The 18,269-nt window shown below is 58.8% G+C and carries 13 protein-coding genes; 7 read left to right on the forward strand and 6 right to left on the reverse strand.

Annotated features, from left to right (window positions below; translation table 11 throughout):
- Positions 1-122: 122 nt before the first annotated feature.
- Together purN and purM are read right to left on the reverse strand one after the other, a co-directional pair.
- Positions 123-776 carry a phosphoribosylglycinamide formyltransferase gene (gene purN, locus IG617_RS03325; protein ID WP_192107249.1) on the reverse strand — a complete coding sequence of 218 codons (654 nt, stop codon included), beginning with the start codon at positions 774-776 and terminating at the stop codon, positions 123-125.
- On the reverse strand, positions 773-1,855 hold the full coding sequence (gene purM / locus IG617_RS03330) for a phosphoribosylformylglycinamidine cyclo-ligase (protein ID WP_192107251.1): 1,083 nt from the start codon (positions 1,853-1,855) through the stop codon (positions 773-775). The genes purN and purM overlap by 4 nt, the downstream gene beginning before the upstream one ends.
- Before the next feature lie 276 nt (positions 1,856-2,131).
- On the opposite strand from purM, the gene IG617_RS21520 reads away from it, so the two are divergent.
- The 4 genes from IG617_RS21520 (at position 2,132) to IG617_RS03350 (ending at position 7,784) form a co-directional block, all read left to right on the forward strand.
- Complete coding sequence (locus IG617_RS21520) at positions 2,132-3,217, forward strand: AI-2E family transporter (protein WP_192107253.1); 1,086 nt, start codon at positions 2,132-2,134, stop codon at positions 3,215-3,217.
- A gap of 12 nt (positions 3,218-3,229) precedes the next feature.
- Positions 3,230-3,913, forward strand: a complete 684-nt coding sequence (locus IG617_RS21525; RefSeq protein ID WP_192107255.1) for a P-loop NTPase family protein — start codon at positions 3,230-3,232, stop codon at positions 3,911-3,913.
- A 107-nt stretch (positions 3,914-4,020) separates the two neighbouring features.
- Positions 4,021-6,240: an RNA degradosome polyphosphate kinase gene (locus IG617_RS03345; protein ID WP_192107257.1), complete on the forward strand. Its 2,220-nt coding sequence runs from the start codon at positions 4,021-4,023 to the stop codon at positions 6,238-6,240.
- A gap of 17 nt (positions 6,241-6,257) precedes the next feature.
- Positions 6,258-7,784, forward strand: coding sequence for a Ppx/GppA phosphatase family protein (locus IG617_RS03350; protein ID WP_192107259.1), 1,527 nt, complete (start codon positions 6,258-6,260; stop codon positions 7,782-7,784).
- 77 nt (positions 7,785-7,861) lie between these two features.
- On the opposite strand, the gene rnd is transcribed toward IG617_RS03350, so the two are convergent.
- Positions 7,862-9,037, reverse strand: coding sequence for a ribonuclease D (gene rnd, locus IG617_RS03355; RefSeq protein WP_192107261.1), 1,176 nt, complete (start codon positions 9,035-9,037; stop codon positions 7,862-7,864).
- A 225-nt stretch (positions 9,038-9,262) separates the two neighbouring features.
- Between rnd and IG617_RS03360 the strand changes: the two genes are divergently transcribed.
- From IG617_RS03360 to IG617_RS03370, 3 genes are all read left to right on the forward strand, one after another.
- Positions 9,263-9,889 carry a ParA family protein gene (locus IG617_RS03360; protein ID WP_192107263.1) on the forward strand — a complete coding sequence of 209 codons (627 nt, stop codon included), beginning with the start codon at positions 9,263-9,265 and terminating at the stop codon, positions 9,887-9,889.
- A gap of 173 nt (positions 9,890-10,062) precedes the next feature.
- Positions 10,063-11,844: an aspartate--tRNA ligase gene (gene aspS, locus IG617_RS03365; protein WP_192107436.1), complete on the forward strand. Its 1,782-nt coding sequence runs from the start codon at positions 10,063-10,065 to the stop codon at positions 11,842-11,844.
- Positions 11,845-11,992: 148 nt separating this feature from the next.
- On the forward strand, positions 11,993-13,783 hold the full coding sequence (locus IG617_RS03370) for an ABC transporter ATP-binding protein (protein ID WP_209008230.1): 1,791 nt from the start codon (positions 11,993-11,995) through the stop codon (positions 13,781-13,783).
- A gap of 16 nt (positions 13,784-13,799) precedes the next feature.
- Here the strand turns inward: IG617_RS03370 and IG617_RS03375 are convergent, their stop codons facing one another.
- The 3 genes from IG617_RS03375 to IG617_RS03385 all read right to left on the reverse strand — a co-directional run bounded on the left by IG617_RS03375 (position 13,800) and on the right by IG617_RS03385 (position 18,212).
- On the reverse strand, positions 13,800-15,941 hold the full coding sequence (locus IG617_RS03375) for a hypothetical protein (RefSeq protein ID WP_192107265.1): 2,142 nt from the start codon (positions 15,939-15,941) through the stop codon (positions 13,800-13,802).
- Between the two features lie 63 nt (positions 15,942-16,004).
- Entirely contained in the window at positions 16,005-17,192 is a 1,188-nt protein-coding gene (locus IG617_RS03380) for a hypothetical protein (RefSeq protein ID WP_192107267.1), read from the reverse strand.
- A gap of 123 nt (positions 17,193-17,315) precedes the next feature.
- A complete protein-coding gene (locus IG617_RS03385; RefSeq protein ID WP_192107269.1) occupies positions 17,316-18,212 on the reverse strand; it encodes a sugar kinase in 897 nt (298 codons plus the stop codon).
- Positions 18,213-18,269: the final 57 nt, after the last annotated feature.

The following is an 18,269-nucleotide window of genomic DNA, read 5'->3' on the forward strand; positions in this document are numbered from 1 at the left end:
GGCTGAAAACGGACGACGGCACGCAGCCTCCTGACAACGCTATGTCAGGAGCAAGCCCGAATGCGCCGCAGGTTTCCAGAGCGCATTTGAAATGGAGAGAGCGTTACGCGGTCGAAATCAGGTCAGGGCGCGATCAGAGCGTCAGAACCCGAGGCGTCGCTGCCAGTGGTCGACACTTTCTGGCCTTTGACCTTGGCCTTGCCATTTGCCACCAGTTCAAGCGCCTTGGGGTAGATCTGGTGCTCGACGCCAAGGACGCGAGCACCGAGGGTTTCAGGTGTGTCGCCCTCGAGCACGGGCACGGCCCCTTGCATGATGATCGGACCGTCATCCATTTCCGCAGAGACGAAATGCACGGTGGCGCCATGCAGTTTGACACCTTCATCCAGCGCCCGCTCGTGGGTGTTGAGACCCTTGAAGCTCGGAAGCAGCGCCGGGTGAATGTTGATCATGCGGTCGCGCCACTCGTTGACCAAAAAAGGCGTGAGCAGACGCATGAAGCCGGCGAGCGCCACCAGTTCGATGGCATTGTCCTTCAGGAGGCCATTGAGAGCATGCTCGAAAGCCTCACGGTCGCCCTTGTAGTCCCGGTGGTCCACCACTGCGGTCTTGATACCAAGATCAGCTGCTTTGGTCAGACCTGCGGCGTCGGGCTTGTTGGAAACCACAAGACCGATCTCTGCCGGGTAGCTTGGTGACATGGCCGCAGAAATAAGCGACATCATGTTGCTGCCGCGCCCGGAAATCAGCACCGCAACCTTTTTGCGGGGGCTCATTCGCCAAGGCCCAGGGAATTTGCAAAGACAACCGGCGCGTCACCAGCGTCGGAAATCTCACCGATACGGAAAACTGTCTCGCCTTCACCGGTGAGGATTTCGCTGATCTTGTCGGCTTCATCCGCGGCGACGACGACAACCATGCCGACCCCACAGTTAAAGGTGCGCAGCATCTCTGCTTCGGCAACACCACCAGACTTGGAAAGCCAATTGAAGACAGGGGGACAATCGATCGCGCCGAGATCGATTTTCGCAGAAGTGTTTGCCGGCAGGACCCGGGGGAGGTTTTCCGGAAGGCCGCCGCCGGTGATATGGGCGAGTGCCTTGATGCCTGAAGAAGCCTTGAGAGCAGCAAGCAGCGGCTTCACGTAGATCCTGGTCGGCGTCATCAGCGCTTCGCCAAGGGACTTGCCTTCAGCGAAAGGAGCTGGGTCCTCCCATGAGAGACCTGACAGCTCGACGATCTTACGAACAAGGGAATAGCCATTGGAGTGGACGCCGGAGGACGCGAGGCCCAGAAGGACGTCGCCAGCGCCGACATCCTTGCGTGGCAAGATCTCTCCGCGCTCGACAGCGCCTACAGAGAAGCCTGCAAGGTCATAGTCGTCTTCGGCGTACATACCCGGCATCTCGGCCGTCTCGCCGCCGATAAGCGCCGATCCCGCCATCTTGCAGCCGTCTGCAATCCCGGCCACCACATCGGTCGCTGTCTCGAGATCGAGCGCACCACAGGCAAAGTAGTCCAGAAAGAACAGGGGCTCTGCGCCCTGAACGATCAAATCATTGACGCACATGGCAACCAGGTCGATCCCGACCGTGCGATGCTGCCGCGTATCGATGGCGATCTTGAGCTTTGTGCCGACACCGTCATTGGCGGCAACCAGGATCGGATCCTTGAAGCCGGCGCCCTTGACGTCGAAGAGGCCGCCAAAGCCGCCAATATCGCTGTCAGCGCCTGGACGGGACGTCGCCTTGACCAGAGGTTTGATACGCCGAACGAGCTCATTGCCTGCATCGATGTCGACGCCGGACTGGGCATAGGTCAGACCGTTATCTCCAGAGGGCTTGGTGTCGCTCATGAGGCTCTCCGATGCATGCGGCTTGGATCCAAACAGATACGCACGCGCTTACAGGCTGTCTTTGCGGAATACAAGGGGAGGGCGAGACCAGCCGTAGTGGAAACAGGTGGAAGAGCGCGCAAATGCCCGATCCAATGCGCGTTTGCCACAGGACGCCGGACTGCGTCGTGGTCTTGACCTTTGCCGGTCGACATTCCTAAGTGCGACAGAGCTTGAACGGTTGAACAGTCAACCGCGCCTGACAGAGCCGGACCGCACGAACATGGAGAGACTGATATGAACCTTCGCCGACACGTTCAGTTCTGGCTGCTGTCGCTGATTGCTTTCATCGCGTTCATGATGGTCTTCTCCGAAGTGCTGCTGCCATTCGTGGCCGGTATGGCTGTCGCCTACCTGCTTGACCCGGTTTGTGACTGGCTCGAAACAAAGGGCATGGGGCGCCTTTGGGCAACGCTCTGCATTCTCTTCACCTTCGTCGTCGTTCTTGTCGTGTTTTTCCTGATGGTGCTGCCGGTTCTTGGGAGTCAGCTCGCGTCATTCCTTGAAAAACTCCCCGAATTGGTCAAACAGCTTCAAGGCCTCCTCTCGAGCAATCTTGGAGAGCGGTTGCTTGGCATGTCTGGCTTGACGGGTGAGGACCTGCAGTCGTCCATGGGAGATCTGATTGGTCAGGGTGCTGGATGGGTCGCGGGGCTTGCCAAATCGATCTGGAGCGGTGGGCAGGCACTTCTCTCCGTTTTGTCGCTCTTCGTCGTCACGCCGGTCGTTGCGTTCTATCTGTTGCTCGACTGGGATCGTATGGTCGCGCGGATCGACGGCTGGTTGCCACGGCAGCACCTTACGACCATTCGTTCGCTCGCAGGGGAGATGGACAAGGCCGTCGCAGGCTTCGTGCGTGGTCAGGTCTCCGTCTGTGTGCTTCTTGGCTTGTTCTACGCCATCAGCCTCATGCTGGCCGGGCTGAATTTTGGTCTTCTTATCGGCATGGGCGCCGGCCTTGTCAGCTTCATTCCCTTTGTGGGCGCTGGGCTCGGATTTATCGTGTCGCTCGGGGTGGCTCTGGTTCAGTTCTGGCCCGATTGGACCATGATCGTTGTGGTTGGTATCATCTTCGCGGTTGGCCAGTTTCTAGAGGGAAATGTCCTGCAGCCCAAATTGGTCGGAGAGAGCACGGGCTTGCATCCGGTCGCTTTGATGTTTGCGCTGTTTGCCTTTGGATATCTCTTTGGATTTGTGGGGATGCTGATCGCCGTTCCCGCAGCCGCCATGATCGGTGTACTTGCGCGTTTTGCCCTGAGGCAGTACCTAGCGAGCCCATTGTACACGGGGACCGGGCGCCAGGAGGCGGCCCTGGAGGAATAGGCGCTTTAAGATATGGCGGAACCACCTCGTCAGCTGCCCTTGGAATTGCCGCATGAGCAGGCGCTTGGCCGGGATGACTATCTCGTCGGCAGCTCCAACCGCGCCGCGTTCGATCTCCTGGAGCGGTGGCCGGACTGGCCCTCGGCGGTTGTTGTGCTGGCCGGGCCGGTCGGAGCCGGCAAGACCCATCTCGTGGAAGCATGGCATGAGGATACCGATGCAGCGGTCCTCGCGGCGGCAGATCTGACCGTCGAAAGCGTGACGGGTCTGGTTGCCGCTGGTGCCGTTGCGCTGGAAGATGCGCACAAAGGTGTGGACGAAACCGCCCTGTTTCATCTGCTCAATGCCGCCCGTCAGGCGGGCGTGCGCGTTCTGATCACCAGTCGTACGTGGCCGACGGCCTGGAACCTAACCCTTCCGGACCTGGTGTCGCGCCTGAGGGCTGCGACACCTGTCGAAATTCTTGAGCCGGACGACAGTCTTTTGCGCCAGGTCCTGGTGAAACTCTTCGCAGATCGTCAAATTGTCATTGATCCGGGAGTAGTTGAGTATCTGGTTGTCCGCATGGAGCGCTCCCTTGGGGTCGCCGGCCGGGCCGTCGATGCCATTGATCGGGAAGCGCTTGCGGGCCGCGTGAAGATCACAAAGCCTCTTGCGGGAAGGGTGCTCGAAGTCGTACAGGCGAGCAACGGCTGAAACGTTTGAAACGGCGCTGGACAGTCGGTCTTGTGAGCCGTCCGGCTGTGTCAGGTGTCGCGAAATCAGGTGGTACGCTGGAAACTGCCAGCGTGAAGGAGACGGGGATGAACGAGAGCGTCGATCTATCAAAGGCAGTTGAGGCCTCGGCGAACGCCCCCAACTCTCTGACGACGGATCCGGGAACCGAGATCAGCGATCTTGCAAATTCTCCCGCGCGGTTCATGAACCGGGAATTGTCGTGGCTTCAATTCAATCACCGGGTGCTCGAAGAAGCGATGAACCGCAACCATCCGCTTCTTGAGCGCGTGCGGTTCCTCTCCATTTCAGCGAACAATCTCGATGAGTTCTTCATGGTTCGCGTTGCGGGCCTACGCGGTCAGCAAAGAGCGGACGTGACCCATCGTTCGGATGATGGTCTCGGACCGGCCGAGCAGCTCGAAAAGATCTCCGAGGCAGTGCGCGGTCTTCAGGCTTCGCAGCAGTCGATCTGGCGTGAGCTCAGGACCGAAGTTGCGGAAAAGGGCATCGAGATCCTCGACACCCGGACCATCAGTGATGAGGACCGGTCGTGGCTTGAAGACTATTTCCTGTCCTACATTTTCCCGGTGCTGACGCCGCTGGCGATTGATCCGGCTCACCCGTTCCCCTTCATTCCAAATCTTGGTTTTTCGATCGTCTTCCAGCTGGCGCCTGTCGGTGGCGGGCGCGGGATGATCGCATTGCTCCGCATTCCCGGTCAGATCGCACGCTTCGTTCAGCTGCCGAACGGTGCGGAAGGGGCAACCCGCTTCGTGGCGATTGAACGCGTGATCGGCCTTTTCATTGGAAGGCTCTTCCCGGGTTACGAGATCCTTGGAAAAGGCGCCTTTCGCGTCATCCGTGACAGCGACCTGGAAATCGAGGAAGAAGCAGAGGACCTGGTGCGCCTGTTCGAAAGCGCATTGAAACGCCGCCGTCGCGGTTCGGTCATCCGTCTCGAGATCCAGGACACAACGCCGCCAGCGCTGCGTGAATTCGTCGCCAGCGCGCTTGATGTGGAAGACCATGAGATCTTCCTCGCTGACGGCCTTCTTGCGCTCAACAATCTGTCCCAGCTGGTCGACCTTGAACGCAATGACCTCAAGTTTGAGCCCTATACGGCCCGTTTCCCAGAGCGGATCCGCGAGCATGGTGGTAATTGTTTTGCGGCGATCCGGCAGAAGGACATCGTCGTCCATCACCCTTACGAATCCTTCGATGTGGTCGTTCAATATCTGCGGCAGGCGGCGCAGGATCCCGATGTCGTCGCGATCAAGCAAACGCTCTATCGCACATCAAACAACTCGCCCATCGTCAAGGCTCTGGCCGAGGCAGCAGAAGCTGGCAAGTCGGTGACCGCCCTTGTCGAGTTGAAGGCCCGCTTTGACGAAGCGGCCAACATCAAATGGGCACGCGATCTGGAACGCGCCGGTGTTCAGGTGGTCTTCGGCTTTATCGAGCTGAAGACCCACTCGAAGCTGTCCATGGTGGTTCGCCGTGAACACGGTGAGCTCAAGACCTATTGCCACATCGGCACTGGCAACTATCACCCGATCACCGCTCGGATTTACGAGGATCTGTCGTTCTTCACCGACGATCCGAACATCGCCCAGGAAGCAGCACGCGTTTTCAACTACATCACCGGTTATGCCGAGCCCGCGGAATTGAAGGCTCTTGCGGTATCTCCGGTCAATTTGCGCTCGCGTATGCTGGAGTTGACAGAGGCCGAGATTGGCCATGCCAAGGCGGGACGCCCGGCGCAGATCTGGATGAAGATGAACTCACTCGTCGATCCCCAGATCATCGACGCGCTCTACCGCGCCAGTGAAGCCGGCGTTCAGATCGATCTGATCATCCGCGGAATTTGCTGTCTCCGCCCGGGCATTCCAGGCCTGTCGGAGAATATCCGGGTGAAGTCCATCGTTGGACGTTTTCTTGAGCATTCGCGGATCTTCTGTTTTGGCAATGGGCACGGTCTGCCGTCGCCGCAGGCGCATGTTTACATCGGTTCCGCAGATCTGATGCCGCGCAACATCGACCGCAGGGTAGAGGTTCTGGTGCCGCTGCAGACCGCAACGGTGCACGAACAGGTCCTCGATCAGATCATGGTCGCAAACCTCAAGGACAACCAGCAAAGCTGGCGCATCCTGCCAGACGGCAGCCATGAACGGGTTGTTCCCGCGCCGAGCGAAGAGCCCTTCAACGCCCATCGCTATTTCATGACAAATCCGTCACTGTCCGGTCGTGGAAAGTCGCTCAAGAGCGATCGCCCGCGTCCGTTTCTAAAGCGCCCGGAACGGGGCTAAGGCGAAAATTGGACGAAATGACTGATCGTTTTTCTCCGGCCCGGGGTCGGCTCAATGGCTCAGGTCCCATCGCTGTGGTCGACATCGGGTCCAACTCCGTGCGTTTGGTCGTCTATGAGCGCAAGGCGCGGACGCCGACCATGCTCTTCAACGAAAAAGTGCTCGCAGGATTGGGCCGAGGCATCGCCGCAACTGGCCGGCTTTCCGATGAATCGGTTCAACTCGCGCTCGGTGCTCTGGACCGCTTTCGCGCGCTGTCAGATCACATCGGGGTTCAGGAGACCCATGTAATTGCCACTGCCGCCGCGCGTGATGCGGAAAACGGGGCGGAATTCGTTGCGCGCGTGGAAGAGGTCCTGGGCGAACCCGTTCGGATCCTCAACGGCAACGAAGAGGCCTATTATTCCGCTCTTGGTGTCGTCGCCGGTTTCTGGGAACCGCGCGGCATCGTCGGCGATATGGGCGGCGGCAGTCTGGAGCTTGTGCAATTGGCCGGCGACAAACCGGGCAAGGGCACCACGTTTCCGCTTGGCGGCCTGCGCATTCAGGAAGAGGCGGACGGCAAGATCTCCAAGGCGCAGAAAATCGCCGAGGAATGCCTGTCCAACTACAAGTGGCCGGATATGGCCGATGGCGAGCGCGTATTTTATGCGGTCGGCGGTACCTGGCGCTCTCTTGCACGGCTGCACCAGCAGCAGAAGAAATATCCGCTCCACGTGATGCACAACTACGAGATCGACGGCGAGGAGGCCATTGCCTTCTGCAAGTCGCTGCAGAAGGTCAACCTGGAAGGCGTCGATTCAGCCGAGGTCGTGTCCAAGCAGCGCCGTGCACTCGTGCCCTTTGGCGCTGTCGTGCTGGAACAGATCCTGCGCTCCATGCGTGCTGACAAGGTCGTCTTGTCGGCCACAGGCGTGCGTGAGGGACTTCTGCATGAAAAGCTGCCAGCGGAAATCCAGGCGCAGGATCCGGTGATCGAGGCGGCCCGGGAGCTGTCGATTTTGCGCGCTCGCTCGCCGGAACACGCAGAGGAACTGATTGCGTGGACGGACGGTATTTTCGACGCACTCGAGATCGAGGAGACGGAACAGGAGCGGCATTTGCGCCATGCGGCGTGTCTTTTGTCCGACATCGGCTGGCGTGCTCATCCTGACTACCGGGGCGAGCAGAGCCTCAACATTATCTCCAATGCCGCCTTTGTCGGGTTGGATCATGCCGCACGTGCCTATCTGGCGGCCTCCGTCTTCTATCGCCACCAGGGCCTGAACGAGGACGGGCTTTCACCTGTGATCCGCAAGCTGTCGACAGAGCGTCTGAGCCAGCGCGCGCGGATCCTGGGCGCGGCCCTTCGGGTGGCGTCCCTGTTGAGTGCCTCAATGCCAGGGGTCTTGCCGCAGACATCCGTTCTGGCAGACGATGAAATGGTTATCCTGCGTCTTCCGGCCAATCTGTCGACCTTTGAAGGCGAGCGTCTGCGCAAGCGTCTCGGGCAATTTGCCAAGCTTATCGGCTCGAAAGGCATGATCGCCGTGCTGCCGACATAAACGCAGCTGGATCTCGCTGAGCCACTGACAAAAAACGCGCCATCTGGCGCGTTTTTTGTTTCAACTGTTGGAAAGTGCTACTCAGCCGCTTCTGCGTTTTCCGGCTGCTGTTCGATCGCAACGATCTGGCGGTCGCGGAAGGCCAGAGCCACTTCGCCGCGTTTCAGCTTCAGCGCGGTTTCTCCGAAGAGTTCCAGGCGCCAGCCCTTCATGGCCGCAACATCGGCGTGATCGTCGGCCGCGATCTTTTCAAGGTCATCGACCGTGGCAATCACCTTGGATGCAACGCCATGGGCCTCGCTAACGAGCTTCAACAGCACCTTGAGAAGGTCGACCGCAGCGGCGGATCCGTCGGGCGCCTGGCGGCCCTTGGGCAGCTTGGGCAGCTCGTCCCGCGGAATGGCCATGGCGCGTTTGACGGCCTTGAGGATTTCATCTGCCGATTTGGACCGCTCGAAGCCGCGCGGAATTGTCCGCAGTCGGCCGAGAGCCTCCGCAGTTTGCGGCTGCTGGGCAGCGACCTCATAGATGGCGTCGTCCTTCAGCACCCTGCTGCGCGGCACATCCCGACCCTGGGCTTCGGTTTCGCGCCAGGCGGCAACTTCCATCATGACGGCCAGCTCGATGGGCTTGCGCACCCGCATCTTGAGCCGCTGCCAGGCATTGGCGGGCTCCGTATGATAGGTGCCTTCCGAGGTGAGAATTTTCATCTCGTCCTCGACCCAATGGCTGCGGTTTTGCTCTGCCAGGTTGGCCTTCAGGAACTGATAGGCATCGCGCAGGTGTGTTACGTCAGCCAGGGCATAGTCCAGCTGCTTCTGGGTCAGCGGGCGGCGCGCCCAATCGGTAAAGCGTGAGGATTTGTCGATCCGTGCGCCCGTGACCTTGTAGATCAGCTGGTCGTAAGAGATCGAGTCGCCGAAGCCGCAGACCATTGCCGCAACCTGCGTGTCAAAAAGAGGCGCGGGTATCAGACCGCCCAACTTGAAGACGATCTCGATGTCCTGGCGTGCGGCATGAAACACCTTTGTCAGGCTCTCGTCGCGCATAAGCGCGAAAAACGGCTCGAGATCCAATCCGTCCGCAAGGGCGTCAACAATGAAGGCCATGTCCGGACCAGCCATCTGAATGACGCAAAGTTTCGGCCAGAAAGTCGTTTCTCGCAAAAATTCTGTGTCGACCGTGACATAGTCGTGGGCGGCGAGGCGCTCGCAAGCGTTGGCGAGTTCTGTTGTATTCGTAATCACATGCATGGTGATCGGGAGCTATATCGCAGTCTCGCCACTTTGTCGCCACGAAATCGCGGGGGAAGGCTTGGTCTTTGGTCGTGGAGGTGCAATAAGTGCGCTTATTGTAACTCTGCACAGGAACTGTTGCATGAAGGCGACAGGCGAATAAGCGCTAACGGGTCAGCTGCTTGACGGTGACAGGGGCTTGGGGCCGGCTCGAAACGAACAGGGAAAAGAGGGAACTGGCATATGCGTAAGATACTGGTTGTCAACTCCAAAGGGGGCTGCGGCAAGACCACTCTGGCGACGAACCTCGCGGTTTCCTTTGCTGCACGCGGCGCAGATGTGGCGCTGGCTGACGCGGATCGACAAAAGTCATCTCTCGAATGGGTCAAGCGCCGCAGCAAGTCGATGGCGCCGATCAAGGCGCTCAACTGGGCCAAGGCGGAAAACATCGGCGAAGACAAGGGCAGGGATCTCGATGTGATCATCATCGACGGACCCGGAGGATTGCGGAGTGAGTTGGCCAAGTCCCTGATTGCGGAAGCCAGCGACATCGTCGTGCCTGTCTTGCCCTCCGTCTTTGATTGGGATGCGACCTTAAAGTTTCTGGATGGCATCTCCGAGGTGAAGCGGGTGCGCAAGGGCAAGGCGGACATCCATGTGATCGCCAACCGGGTCAACCGTCGTTCCACGCAGCTTGGCGACCTTGAAGAGACCCTGTCTGAAAAGGGGTATCCGGTGCTGTGCCGCATTGGCGATCGCGTTATTTACGCACGCGAAGCAGCCCGCGGGAGCGGCATTTTTGACTACAAGGACACGGCCTCTGCGGATGTCCGGAGCCAATGGCATCCATTGCTGCAGGCGCTGGATTGATTCGGCCCCGGTCGATCAGGTCGATGTATCTTTACCCAAGCGGTCAATAAGCTGGCCGTTTATGGCTCGGTCCCTTGACTTTGCCCCGCTGACGTGGCTTTTCCAGCCGACGTAGCCTGCCATCCGGCAGAGGCGACAAGATCCCATTGGCTTTTGAAACTGTCGAGGAATTCATGCATCCCTACCGTAGTCACACGTGCGGCGACTTGCGCGCAACCCATGTCGGCGAAACCACTCGCCTGTCCGGTTGGGTCCACCGCGTCCGCGATCACGGAGGTCTGCTCTTCATCGATTTACGTGACCATTACGGTGTCACGCAGTGTGTGATCGATCCTGATTCCAAGGCTTTCAAGCTGGCTGAAACTGTTCGTTCGGAGTGGTGCATTCGCATCGACGGCGATGTGAAGAAGCGCACGGACGAGACCATCAACCCGGACATTGGCACCGGCGAAGTCGAGATCTTCATTCGGGACATGGAAGTGCTTGGCGCGGCGAAAGAGCTGCCGCTGCCGGTCTTTGGCGACCTGGATTATCCCGAAGAAGTCCGCCTGAAGTACCGCTACCTCGATCTGCGGCGCGAGAAACTCCACAACAACATCATGCTGCGCTCCAATGTGGTTGCGGATCTGCGTCAGCGTATGTGGGACATCGGCTTCAACGAATTCCAGACACCGATCATCACCGCGTCGTCGCCTGAAGGGGCACGAGACTTCCTCGTGCCGTCCCGTCTGCATCCGGGCAAGTTTTACGCTCTTCCGCAGGCCCCTCAGCAGTTCAAGCAGCTGATCATGGTGTCGGGCTTCGACAAGTATTTCCAGATCGCGCCCTGTTTCCGCGATGAAGACCCACGGGCCGACCGCTCGCCAACCGATTTCTACCAGCTCGATCTCGAGATGTCCTATGTCACCCAGCAGGACGTTTTCGACACCATCGAGCCGGTGCTGGCTGGCTGTTTCGAAAAATTCGGCGGCGGCCGTCCTGTCAATCGGAACTGGCCGCAAATCTCCTACAAGGACGCGGCGCTCTGGTACGGCAGCGACAAGCCGGATCTGCGCAACCCGATCAAGATGCAGGTCGTTTCGGAGCACTTCGAAGATTCCGGCTTTGCGATCTTCGCAAACCTTCTCAAGCAGGAAGGCACGGAAGTTCGCGCGATCCCTGCGCCGACAGGTGGCAGCCGCAAGTTCTGTGACCGCATGAACAAGTTTGCCCAGGGCGAAGGCCTTCCGGGTATGGGCTATATCTTCTGGCGCAAGGCGGAAGACGGCTCCATGGAAGCCGCAGGTCCGCTGGCAAAGAACATTGGTCCGGAGCGGACAGAAGCTATCCGCCAGCAGCTTGGTCTCGAAGTCGGCGACGCAGCCTTCTTCCTCGGCGGCAAGCCGAAGGCCTTCCAGACCGTTGCCGGCAAGGCCCGTGTCATCATCGGAGAAGAGTTGGGTCTGACAGATCTCGACAAGTTCGAGTTCGCCTGGATTGTCGACTTCCCGATCTATGAAAAGGATGAGGACACCGGCGAGATCGATTTCGAGCACAACCCGTTCTCCATGCCTCAGGGCGGGATGGAAGCGCTTGAAGGTGATCCCCTGGAAGTCCTGGGCTACCAGTACGATCTGGCCTGTAACGGTCACGAGCTGGTCTCCGGTGCGATCCGGAACCACAAGCCGGAGATCATGTACAAGGCTTTCGAGATTGCCGGCTATGGCAAGGAAGAAGTTGAAAAGCGCTTCGGCGGCATGGTCACAGCCTTTCAGTATGGTGCGCCCCCCCACGGCGGTTGCGCGGCCGGGATTGACCGGATTGTCATGCTGCTGGCCAATGAGGCGAACATCCGTGAGGTCATCATGTTCCCGATGAACCAGAAGGCGGAAGACCTGATGATGAACGCACCATCGGATCCGCAGGCGGCCCAGCTGCGTGAGCTTCATCTGCGTCTGAACCTGCCAGAAAGCTGAGTATCGGCAGGGATAGCTGACGGGCAGAAAGCTGCCTGAACAGCTGGCGCCCTGAGGCCGATCCGCTTATATGGGGCAAGTCAGATGATTTGGCCGATGAATATCTCGAGGGCCGGGAAACCGGCCCTTTTGCTTGAAAGAGACAATTTTGCTTAATCCAGCCAAGTGGCAGATGTTGAACGATCCGGACGGGTCCGTGCAGTTGATCAAGCGGCTGATCCGCGAGAACGCTCGCGAATATGCCAGCCGTTATGTCCTTGCCTTTATTTTCATGGGCCTTGTCGCGGCCTCGACGGCTGCGAGTGTCTGGATCCTCCGTGATGTGATCAACGAGGTTTTCATCAATCGCGACAAGCAGATGATCTACGTCATCGCCCTGTCTGTGATGGCAATTTTCTTGGTCAAGGGGGGCGCTGCCTACGGACAAATGCTGGTTCTGGGCCGTATTGGAAATGCGATTGTCGCGAAGTTACAAAAAAAGCTGTTCAAGCACATGTCGGAGCAGGATATTTCCTACTTCGACAAGACTGGGTTCGGTGACATCGCCGTGCGCATCAGTCGTGGTGCAACGGACACCAGATCGGTCATCGACACCGTTGTCATCGCACTAGGCCGCGACGTGTTGACGGTGATTGCTCTTGTTACCGTGATGATCATTCAGGATCCGCTCCTGAGCGGCTTTGCCCTTCTCGTGATGCCGCCTGCGGTGCTCGGCGTTGGCGTCCTGATCCGACGCGTGCGCAAATACGCAAAAATGCAGTTCGTTTCCAGTACACAGATCATGTCGGCCCTGCAGGAAACGATCCGCGGTATTCGCGTCGTCAAGGCTTTTGGCGTCGAGCCGACGATGCAGGGGCGAATGAATAATGCAGTCTCGGATGTGGAGCGGCAGTCAAACAAGATTGTGTCGCTCACCGCTCGGACGTCGCCCCTGATGGATACGTTGGCCGGTTTCGCAATTGCTCTGGTCATTCTCTATGGCGGCTATTCCGTCGTCGAGCGCCAGCAGGATCCAGGCGCCTTCTTCTCGTTTATTGCAGCGCTCCTGATGGCGTATGATCCCGCGCGCCGTCTCGCCCGTTTGCAGGTCAACCTCAACAATAGCCTTGTCGGCGTCAGGTTGATGTATGAGCTGATCGATGACGTTCCCGTGCTCAAGGACAACCCCACGTCCACGGATCTTGTTGTGAGCGAGGGAGAGGTCCGGTTCGAGGATGTGCATTTTGCCTATGGCGAAAGCGCGGCCCTCAACGGCCTGACGCTGACCGCCGAAGCCGGGCGGACAACAGCGCTGGTTGGCGCATCCGGGGCAGGGAAGTCCACCCTGTTCAGTTTGATTGAGAGGTTTTACGCGCCTCAAAGCGGCCAAGTGCTTGTCGACGGTCAGGACCTGGCGAATGTGCGCATTGCCTCTTTGAGGGCGAACATCGCCTTTGTGACCCAGGATACCTTCCTGTTTGACGGGTCACTGCGGGAAAACATTGCTGTTGGACGGCCGGATGCGTCGGAGGAAGACATCATTCGGGCTTCCCGAGACGCCAACGCCCATGAGTTTATCATGTCCCTGCCTGGTGGATATGAGGCCTCGGCGGGCGAAGGCGGGGGGAACCTTTCCGGAGGCCAGCGCCAGCGTATTGCCATTGCACGCGCGATGCTGCGCGACGCTCCGATCCTCCTGCTCGATGAGGCGACCTCTGCCCTTGATGCAGAATCCGAGGCCAAGGTGCAGACCGCATTGACCCGCCTGATGGAAGGACGGACCACCTTGGTGATCGCGCATCGCCTTTCGACGGTGCGCCATGCCGATCAGATCCACGTCCTTGACAAGGGGAAGCTGGTCGAGAGCGGCACACACGCCAGCCTCTATGCCCATGACGGCATCTATCGCCGTTTGTGCGACCTGCAATTTCAGGAGCAGACCAAGCAGGACGCCGGTTAAACCCCGCCGTTCTGCACTACTGCGTCGCTGTGACTCGGGCTCCGAGGCGCTCAGGGATCTTGTTCGGATTCGTCACCGCAAGGCCGAGCAACTCGGTCATGGGCACCGGTGCCGCCGGCGTCAGGTCGATGGCTAATTCGTCGGGATCTGCGAGAAATTTCCGGACTGCTGCAATCAGGTCAGCGCCGAATTGAGTGTCCGACAAGGCCCCGAGCTCACCGCGTAGTGTCTCGACCAGACCTTCGGCAAGCTGTTCTTCTGAAAGGCTGTTTTTCGCTGCCTCATCAGAAATGAAAGCGGCGACCAAGTCCGCGCTTTCGAGCCTCAGATGTCCCGACTTGAACGTCGCCGAGGCAAGAGCGATCTGGGCAAGCTCAGGCCTTGTGAAAAGGGCCGGCGGAACATTGCCGAGCACAAGCGATAAAGACGCCTCTCCGCCGTCGAGCAGCTGCAGGGATATGTTCCTTAGAAGGAGGTCCTTTGTATCCGGATTCCAGGCAAAGGAGAGGGCATGATTGATCTCGACTTCGCTGACGTTGAGCTTTTCCAGCATGGTTTCAAGCGCGGAATTGTCCAAAAGACTTGTCGGCATGCCGATGCCATCGACGATCAAGGAAGTTCTGGTCGGTATGTTCGAGACAAATCCGCCCTGTAGGAGTTCCAGAAGATCCAGTTGAAACCAGGTGCTGCCTGTTGAGCCTGACGGATCGGACGAGGCAGATCCGATGTTCAGGTCGAGATCGCTCAGCAGAATTTTTCCGACGGTGGGAAGCGCTTCCCGGATCTGGCTCGGGGTCGGCTCAGCGACATCTTCGAGAGCCAGCAGTGCGGCGAAGGGCGGAAAAGCCAGCCGGCTTAACCCTGCGTGTGCGACATAGGCGCTGCCTCCGTCCACCACTTCGATGTCCACGCCATCCACGGAGAGCTCCCGTGCGCCCGTACCGCTTAGCTCACGGGCAAGGATACGGCGGATCGATCCCTTGCCATCTTCGGCCTCCACCTCGAGTTCATCGATCTGGAAACGGCCAAGAGAGATGACGCCGATGGCTTCCATTGCCGCGGCGGCGAGGTCACGTTCTGCCACTGGCTCGCCGGCGGCCTCCTGGTCCAGAAGCGGGAAGAATGAAAGTGGTTCCAGGCTGAGAAGATCTATGTCCTCGATCAGGACATTGCCGATGGTGCCCGAGACGTCATCTGTCGAAAATTCGATGCTAGACAATTCCTCGCGGTCGAGCAGAACTGTTCGGTCGGCGTCCACAGGTCCGCCCAAGAGCGCGATAAGGGGGACCATGTCGAGACCGCGCAAAACAAAGTCATGAACAGTCAGGTCCATATTGGTGAGCGGAGACTGGACTTGGTCCGGCGTGATCTCCTCGATTGTGCGAATTTTCCCGACGGTCTGCTCCGCGATGCGTCCGTCTTCAAGGGCGATCAAGACGATGTCTTCATAGAGCGCCGAACTCATTGCACCTGTATCAAAGCGGCTTGTTGCTGTGGCCTGTGTCGCGAAGGCGCGTGCGATCTTCACGTCGCGCAGTGCGGTCAGATAGGAAAGAACAAGTGCCGACGGGCCTGGCGCAGACTGCGCATCTGGCAGGGAAACGGGCAGAGAAAGGCCTTCCATCAGGAGATCTTCATAGCTGATCTCAATGGTGCTGCCAGTGTTCGTTGGCACGGCAGTATCTTCAGCGCTGTCTGGTTGTTCTGGCACGAGCGCGATGGAAATATCCAGTGATCCGGGGACCTCGATTGCGCCCGCATGCACCTTGCCGTCCATCAGGCGAAGGCCATCAAAATCGATCTTATCGAAGCGGAGACTCAATTTCAGATCACCTGCACCGAAGAAGCCGTCGCTTGGAAGCTCATAGCTCAGCACACCGTCTTTGATGACTGCTGAGCGGTTTCGTTCGCCGGGCAGGATGGCCGAATAGCTTGCGGAAAACGCATCGCTGGCATCAAGATCTGCGAACCATCCGGTCAACAGGCCCGTGGCTGCATTGGACGCGGTTTCGGCCGACGTTGCCTGAGCTGGCGCCTCAGCCTCCTTGCCCGTTTGAGCCGAAACGGGCGATGCACTGATCATGATTACCAGTGTCATACCCACAGCGGCGAGCCTGCCAATTAGATTTGGCCGCAAGTCTTGGGTTGGCTTGATCATGACGTCCTCCCGGTCAGTAAAAAGCCCGGCCGTGCTGACCGGGCTTCCTTGTTTTTATTGCCGTTAGTTGTCTTCGTTGGCAGCTATGTCAATTCCAAGGACCTGCGGCAGGGTATGCGGTGCCATCATGACGGTTCCCATGAGCTGAGCAACCGGAACAGGTGCTGACGGGGATGCCGTGACTTTCAAGGTCTCGGGGCTTTGAAGAAAGCTTCCGAGCGCTGCTGAAACCTTGTTCTGAAACTCGGGGTTCTGAAGCATCGACAACATCATGGGCAGGCCGCCTTCAAGCTGAGCGACCATCTCGGATCGTTCCATGCCGGCCTCGTTGGCCTGCCGGTCGAGAACGCGTTCGACAATGCTGTCGTTGTCGAGCTTCAGTGAAATGGTTTCGACGGTCACACCCTGGATCAAACCAAGAGCATCCTCTGGCTCGCCCTGTGTCTCGTTCAACTTGTTGACCAGGTCGCGGGTGACGCCGCCCAATTTCAAGTCGATCTGAAAGGTGCCAGCGTCCTCGCCGGTCAACTTGAGGTTCTCCACGATGACGGTGGCTGCATCGGGGTCCCATTTACCCGCCCCTTCGATGTCGACCGTGATTTTCTCATAGCCGAGGTCGGCCATTGTCTCACTGGCGTCGTCGTCGATGGTTTCGGCGTCAAGGACCAGGCCCTTGATGTTGAAACGCGAGGCGGTCGGCAGATCGCCGTCCATGGCATCGATCGCAATGAAAATACGTTCAACGGTCGCCTGGTTGTCCTCGTCGTCCGTGACCGTTGCATCCAGGATCTCGACCTCTCCGTAGGACGGAGCGATCGGCGGAACATCGTCCGATCCGGCCATTTCTGCCGCTGAAGGCAGAACCATGTCGGTTGAGGAAAAGGAGGCAACATGGAGAGAGCCATCCGACGCTTCCATCGTCAGATCCGACAGAGCCAGCGCATCAACCTTGGTCCGGCCGCCTGCAAGCTGGACGGCGCCGGTCAGGTCAATCTTGCCGATTGAGGCGGACATGTCCGAGTCGGCTTCATCCTTGAGCTGGATATCCAGGATGGAGACCGTGTCGCCGCTTTCTTCAACAGAAGAGTAGCTTTCAACCGTGCGGCCTTCGGCTTCCAGGAGTTCCAGGAATGCATCTGCGGTTTGGTTGCCGCTTGGTGTGAAAGCTTCTGCAGAAAATGCAAGCGCCATAGCTCCGAGCCAGACACCGGCGGTGAGCGTGGAGCGTGAGCTGTGAATTGGGCGTTTCATGTAAATCTCCGGATCATATTGCGGTCTGGATCCCTGCCGCAGGCACGATGAGCCAGAGCTCGTTGCGACGCAAGGAGAGATGATGGGGCTGCCTGATTTCGCGACAGGACAGGCAGGTGGAACTTAGGCTGCTTTCTCAGGAAATTCTGAAATAGCGCGTTGAATGTCGTCTGCCGTTGGCAGGCTCGCTTCATTGCCAAGATGCTGGATCGAGTGGGTCGATGCACCACGGGCAAATCGGAAGTGGTCACTCCATCCGGCCTCAGGGTTTCGCAGATAGGATGTAATATAGGCACCGTGAAAAATGTCGCCCGCCCCATTGGAATCAATGACTTTGCCGACAGGAACATCAAGCGCGGGCAAAATTGTGTCCGGGCCATCGCCCTCATACCAGACAGTGCCATGTTCGCCGAGTGTAACTGCCCCGATCGGGCAGCCCTTCGAGCGAAGATAGTTCAGGGTTTCGCCGGTGGATTTGCCCAGTTGCTGGCAAAATCGTTCAGAGACGACAGCTGCGTCAATGAATTCAAGCAGTTCGTCGGTATTGCTCCGCACGGCGCCGCCATCCAGAGAGGTCAGCTTTCCCGCCTCGCGGCACGCCTTGGCATAGTGGAGCGCTGCATCGGGCATATGGCCGTCCAGGTGAAGCGCGCGCAGGTCCGTGATAGTCAAGGGCGGGAAAGGGTGAAGATACTCATCATCGCGGCACCGGACGATGGCGCGTTTGCCGCCTTTGGGCATGATGAAGGACAGCGAAGATTCCTTGACCTTCCGGCTGTGGACCGTGATGCCGTATTGCATCGCCATGTCGCGGAACATGCGGCCAAGCCAATCGTCGGCGACAGAGCACATGAGCTCAGGCTTGCCGCCCAGCTTGGCGCAGCAAAACGCTGCCGTCACCGCGTTGCCGCCGAAGCTGACCGCATAGTCGCGCGCAATTGCCTTTTCATCTCCGGTCGGGAGGCAGTCGGCGAGAAAGGTTACGTCAATATAGGCCTGACCGATGAAAAGTGCCTGCATGAATGCCTCCTTCGTTGCCCGCTGCGCTGACCCTGAAACCTGGAGCCAGTCATCTCC

The organism is Roseibium polysiphoniae, from assembly GCF_014842925.1.
GTDB lineage: Bacteria > Pseudomonadota > Alphaproteobacteria > Rhizobiales > Stappiaceae > Roseibium > Roseibium polysiphoniae.